This window comes from Globicatella sanguinis NBRC 15551 (genome assembly GCF_001552295.1).
Taxonomy (GTDB): domain Bacteria; phylum Bacillota; class Bacilli; order Lactobacillales; family Aerococcaceae; genus Globicatella; species Globicatella sanguinis.
In genome coordinates this window covers 1-4,767 of record NZ_BCQX01000143.1, presented here as the reverse complement: position 1 = coordinate 4,767, position 4,767 = coordinate 1, and the positions used below count along the sequence as shown (strand labels likewise).

At 33.9% G+C, this 4,767-nt stretch carries 5 protein-coding genes; all 5 read right to left on the bottom strand.

The window, feature by feature from the left end:
• Positions 1 to 398: 398 nt before the first annotated feature.
• The 5 genes from GSA01S_RS09305 to GSA01S_RS09285 all read right to left on the bottom strand — a co-directional run bounded on the left by GSA01S_RS09305 (position 399) and on the right by GSA01S_RS09285 (position 4,602).
• The gene (locus GSA01S_RS09305; RefSeq protein ID WP_066126890.1) at positions 399 to 1,796 is read right to left on the bottom strand and encodes a DUF4153 domain-containing protein; all 1,398 of its coding nucleotides are present in this window, start codon (positions 1,794 to 1,796) and stop codon (positions 399 to 401) included.
• Positions 1,796 to 2,011, bottom strand: coding sequence for a helix-turn-helix domain-containing protein (locus GSA01S_RS09300; protein ID WP_066126888.1), 216 nt, complete (start codon positions 2,009 to 2,011; stop codon positions 1,796 to 1,798). The genes GSA01S_RS09305 and GSA01S_RS09300 overlap by 1 nt, the downstream gene beginning before the upstream one ends.
• 13 nt (positions 2,012 to 2,024) lie before the next feature.
• Positions 2,025 to 2,498, bottom strand: a complete 474-nt coding sequence (locus GSA01S_RS09295; RefSeq protein ID WP_066126886.1) for a DUF2975 domain-containing protein — start codon at positions 2,496 to 2,498, stop codon at positions 2,025 to 2,027.
• 476 nt (positions 2,499 to 2,974) lie between these two features.
• Positions 2,975 to 3,430, bottom strand: coding sequence for a MaoC/PaaZ C-terminal domain-containing protein (locus GSA01S_RS09290; protein ID WP_066126884.1), 456 nt, complete (start codon positions 3,428 to 3,430; stop codon positions 2,975 to 2,977).
• Positions 3,431 to 3,849: 419 nt separating this feature from the next.
• A complete protein-coding gene (locus tag GSA01S_RS09285; protein WP_066126882.1) occupies positions 3,850 to 4,602 on the bottom strand; it encodes a hypothetical protein in 753 nt (250 codons plus the stop codon).
• Between the last annotated feature and the right edge of the window lie 165 nt (positions 4,603 to 4,767).

Here is a 4,767-nt window from a genome sequence, read left to right as displayed (position 1 = left end):
CTATTAAAAAATATGAGGAAGAATACCAAAAACAATTAGAAATGCAAAATAAGACAGCTTAATTTAAGTAAAAAAACAGCACTTGAACATGCGTTCAAGTGCAACTATTACTATTTACCAACACTACTTGACATAGAGCCACAAAAAACACCTATTATTACGTAGTTGTGAAATGTCCTTTACCTTAGTCCGCCTTCGGAGTAAGAGGGCAAAGCAAAGCTACTGTAAAATAGGTGTTTATTCATTAGAAAATGTAACAACGAAACGAAGTTAGGCCAAGGTTCTTAAGATAGCTTTTGAATTTTTGCGAGTACCAAATTTAGTCTAGGCTACATTATTATTTATTAATTACTAATAGCGAAATTTGGCCCAAGATGAAAGAGGTATTTGATTAATCATCATCTAGCATTCAATAGCAATGGATAAGCATAACATATAGCAGTGAAGGATAGTTCGCCTAATAAAATAATCCAACGATAGGCATTAAATTTAGGTATAAAATGTTGAATAATAATCAATATCAAAGCGACAAACATTAATACCGCAAACCAACCAGATAATAAACGCAATGGTGTCCAACCAAAATGAAGTACATATACCCCAAGTGTTTTCCATACAGCTAGACTGGCAAAGATCAAACTACTTCCATATAAGCCAAGCATCAAGTACTGGACAGCTTTTGTTTTAACCCATTGAGTATCATATAACCATTGGATGAACCAAGTGACGAATAAATTCAATAACGTTATATAAATAAATTGCCAAAACCCACTAATAGCGACATTGGCAGCATCCGGTGCTTGGATATTTGCAACAGATAGTAATTGGACTAAATCATAAAAAGCGGTCGTAAAAAACAGACAGTATAGGCCAATTAAAATACTCATCAATAATAGGGCGCTAGCTTTTGGAAAAATTTGCAAGCGTGTCTTAATCGTGAGTAAATCGGATTTTAACTTTGAATTAGGTTTGTGTAAAAGCGAACCAAATATTAAGCCCGATAGCCATAATCCGATTGGGATAGATAAGATAAAATAAAACAAATAAACAAGCAAATTATCCAGTTGATTGAGTTGACGAATAAAGTTTAATAGACCACTTAATAACTGATCACTATGCTGTGCGAAAGTAGGAGACAATTGACCTAGCTGATTCATCACAAACAAGAAAATAAAAAACAAACTCAAAATACTGATAATTGTTGCCAACCATTTGAATGGATTAAATTTAGCAGAGCGTAAATGTGTGCGATGATACCATAAAATAATGGGGCGAATTAAAATATTTTGGAAGGGAATCCACCAAAAATGACGCATCAAGTCAAATAATACCCATAAGTTTAATTGCTGATCTACTAAGTTTTGACTACGCATTGCAATATATAAGACAAAAGATAGATGAATCACGAATGCTTGCATGGCCTCAAACTGAGGATGAAAGCCCCAAAGCGAAAGGGCAAGGCCTTGTAATAAAATCATCATCATTATAGTAACTAAATCGTGTCGATAGCTAGTTGTAAATTGATTCCAAGTACGATGAAGACGATAGCAGAGCATCTCGGTAAAGGCCATAATGATTACTGTAAAAGGAAAGAAGTGTATAGTGGACTCAAAGACCGCTATAACATAATAATAAGCAATAAAATAGAATAACCAACTCATTGTGCCGATGACTGGAAAGGTAGTGACTGCTTCTTTCAATCTGCCCAAATAATGATGATTCATTTTAGTTGCTTCTTTAATAGAAAAAGCGTCTGATGAAAAGGAGGAATGTTTAGTTTGATTAGGTTCGGTCATCATGCTTCCTCCGTATCTTCAATATACTCTAGAATATCTCCAGGCTGACAGTTTAACTCGCGACATAAGGCATTAAGCGTTGAAAAACGAATCGCCTTAGCTTTATTGTTTTTTAATATAGAAAGATTAGCTGGCGTTAAATCGATCTGTTCTGCTAAATTTCCGGCCGAAATTTTTCGTTTAGCCATTACCACATCTAAATTTATTTGAATCATCTTGTCATCACTCCTAAACGGTATAATCGAGTTCATTTTGCATTTCAACGGCTTTACCAAAAATATTGCGCACGACTCGAATAATTAAAAACATAAAACCAGCCATATATCCTAAATATTGAATCGGATCATAACAAGTGAATCCACAAGCTAAAGCAATAATAGTAAATGACAGCGTTAACCAACCAATTATTTGTAAATAACGGACATTTTCAGCAACAAAGACAATTTCATGACCAATGTTATTAACGAGTTTGTAAAGATAGTAAATACATAGAACACCAATAACAGCAACCATATAACCACTGATTAAAAGAAAATAAAAGCGTAATCTGCCCACGAAATAGCCACCTGGTAATAACATAATTTGTCGGACGATGAATGGTCCTTCCAAAGTCAGCCAAAAGCCAACAATTAAGGCTAAAAGCAAAGCAATTTTAGTTAAGATAATACTAATGTCTTCATGTGTACGAGTTTTATTTTTCATAAGGCTATCCTCCCGATAAATTCTAAGATAAATATAACAGATAATTTATCGAATATCAATAAAAAATAATTGAATTAAGATAAAAATATGTTGATTTAAAATAAAACTAACTAATTATAAAAATATCAGATTAACAACAGAACATAGCTAAGGCTAGACATTGAGCAGTAAGTCCATTGGTTTGCTGTTCTCTTCGATGAACATATAGCGTGAAATGTTTTGGTTTTCTAATGGGGTTAGATTGTAAAATTAAATGCGACAAAATATATAGAACTCATAACAGTTTCGTGGAAAAGGCTAATAACGACAGAATTGCTACTTACCGTTACTAATGCCGACTATTGGCACTTTTTTACAGTCCAAAATAAAAAAGAGGTTAGGTATGCCTATGAAATTTTTTTAAAAATTTCTGTTAATTCCCTTTCACTAGGGAAAGGTGCATTCTAGCCTCTTTTATTTAAGTTGGGTTTTACAAATTAAGATTCAGATTTAAAATAGCCAAAAGCTCGATGCATAATCTCGGTAACTAATTCATCATCTTGGTTATAAATTTTGGCTTCCATTAAGCAAATTCCTTGTTGTGGTTTTGTTTTAGAACGTTTAATTTCTTTCATGGTAAAGATACTATAAATACTTTCTCCAGGATAGACAGGGCGCACCCATTTTACGTCTGCTCCGGCTCCCATCATGGCACCAGGTGTTAATGGCAATGTTTCGACTAACATTTTCATATTGACTGCAAGAGTATGCCAACCGGAGGCAACTAATCGTTTGAAGATTGTATCTTTAGCGGCAACCGGATCAGTATGGAAAGGCTGTGGATCGAATTGTTTAGCAAATTCAATGATGCGTTCTTCACTCATCAAATACGAATCGCTTCGAAACTGAACTCCTTCCTTAATATCATCTAAATAGGTAACTAATTGAGTCATGTTGAATCGTCCTTTCATGTATTAATGGTTGGCGGTTAACCAATTTATTTTGTCTGTTAATTTCATCATAGCACGAAAGGATAAAATTTTGTAAAGAAATGGTTCCGTTTTCAATTGAAATATATTTATAGTTACTATCTCTTTTACTAATAGCATCAGTAAAAAGAGTATTTTATATAAAAAGTAATTGACTGATAGGTAAAAGTTCTATGAGTAATTATGAGGCGACCTCATTATCATTTTATGATAGACTTCATAAATTGCAATCAAATATAAAGTATATCACGGCATCGTATTGCCAAAGGCCCTCTAAATACCGACTGCATCAAAATTAAAGGCACATCAAAAATGCTACCTTAGCATAATATAAAAAGGCACACTAGAAAAATTATCTTCTGTGTGCCTTTAAGCTATAGGACTCATTCTTGTTCAGTAGGGTTAGTAATCGAACCGGTCATTTCAATAAGGGTGAAAGGATCAGCATGAGAGACGGTGTAAACGACATTTCCTACTTGCCATGTAGCGACATTATCTTCATAAGTTAATGAGTCATTCATTCTTAATTTAATTTGACCGACTACTTCAGGAGCTGGCAAAGCAATTTCTTCTAAATATTCTACGATTTGTTTCGCTAAATCAGGAGAAGAAACACCTTCTTGATTGGGTGCTTGAATTGCTAAACTCCAGTTGCCTTCTTGCCAATTTAAATAAGTTGATCCCATACCAGCTGTTAAATAACCGGTTATGCCATAACCTAAGTCTATTTTTTCACCTTGATTATCGATCACTTGATTAACCGCTTTTTGAGCGGCTGCCTCATCTTCGTAAACGGCACGTTGAAAAGCAGCAATCGGTGTTTTATTATTGAGCTCTTGATTGTTGACCTCATATGGCTCATTTTCTGCATAATAAAAGATATTAAAGTTCTCGGTATCGGAAACTTTTGTGGTAGCGGCAGAAAAATAGACAGGGGATTCTGCGGTTAATACTTTTGTTGGCAGGGCTTCATTTTCAAAATAACCTTGTAATTCTTCGACGACTTTCATTGCGTGTTCTTGGGGCGATGTTTCTTGCGCAGTTACTACTGATTGACTAAAAATTCCATTTGACAGCGGCAAAACGGGCGAAAATAAAACAATGCTAAGTGCTAAATACTTTTTAAATTTTCGCATTTTTATCATCTCCTTACTTTAAGCATATAAAAAATGACAAATAATTCAAATCATTACACTCAATTTAAGGAAATTTTTATAAAATAATAGAGATGTGATTAAGACTAATTCAATTTGAAAGTAAATATTACTGAATAAGCGTAAAAGGGAGTGGGCAAGAAGTAG

Bases quoted from the DNA above. Each gene is read 5' to 3' on its own strand.
- GSA01S_RS09305 (WP_066126890.1), bottom strand. From the start codon at position 1,796: ATGACCGAACCTAATCAAACTAAACATTCCTCCTTTTCATCAGACGCT.
- GSA01S_RS09300 (WP_066126888.1), bottom strand. From the start codon at position 2,011: ATGATTCAAATAAATTTAGATGTGGTAATGGCTAAACGAAAAATTTCG.
- GSA01S_RS09295 (WP_066126886.1), bottom strand. From the start codon at position 2,498: ATGAAAAATAAAACTCGTACACATGAAGACATTAGTATTATCTTAACT.
- GSA01S_RS09290 (WP_066126884.1), bottom strand. From the start codon at position 3,430: ATGACTCAATTAGTTACCTATTTAGATGATATTAAGGAAGGAGTTCAG.
- GSA01S_RS09285 (WP_066126882.1), bottom strand. From the start codon at position 4,602: ATGCGAAAATTTAAAAAGTATTTAGCACTTAGCATTGTTTTATTTTCG.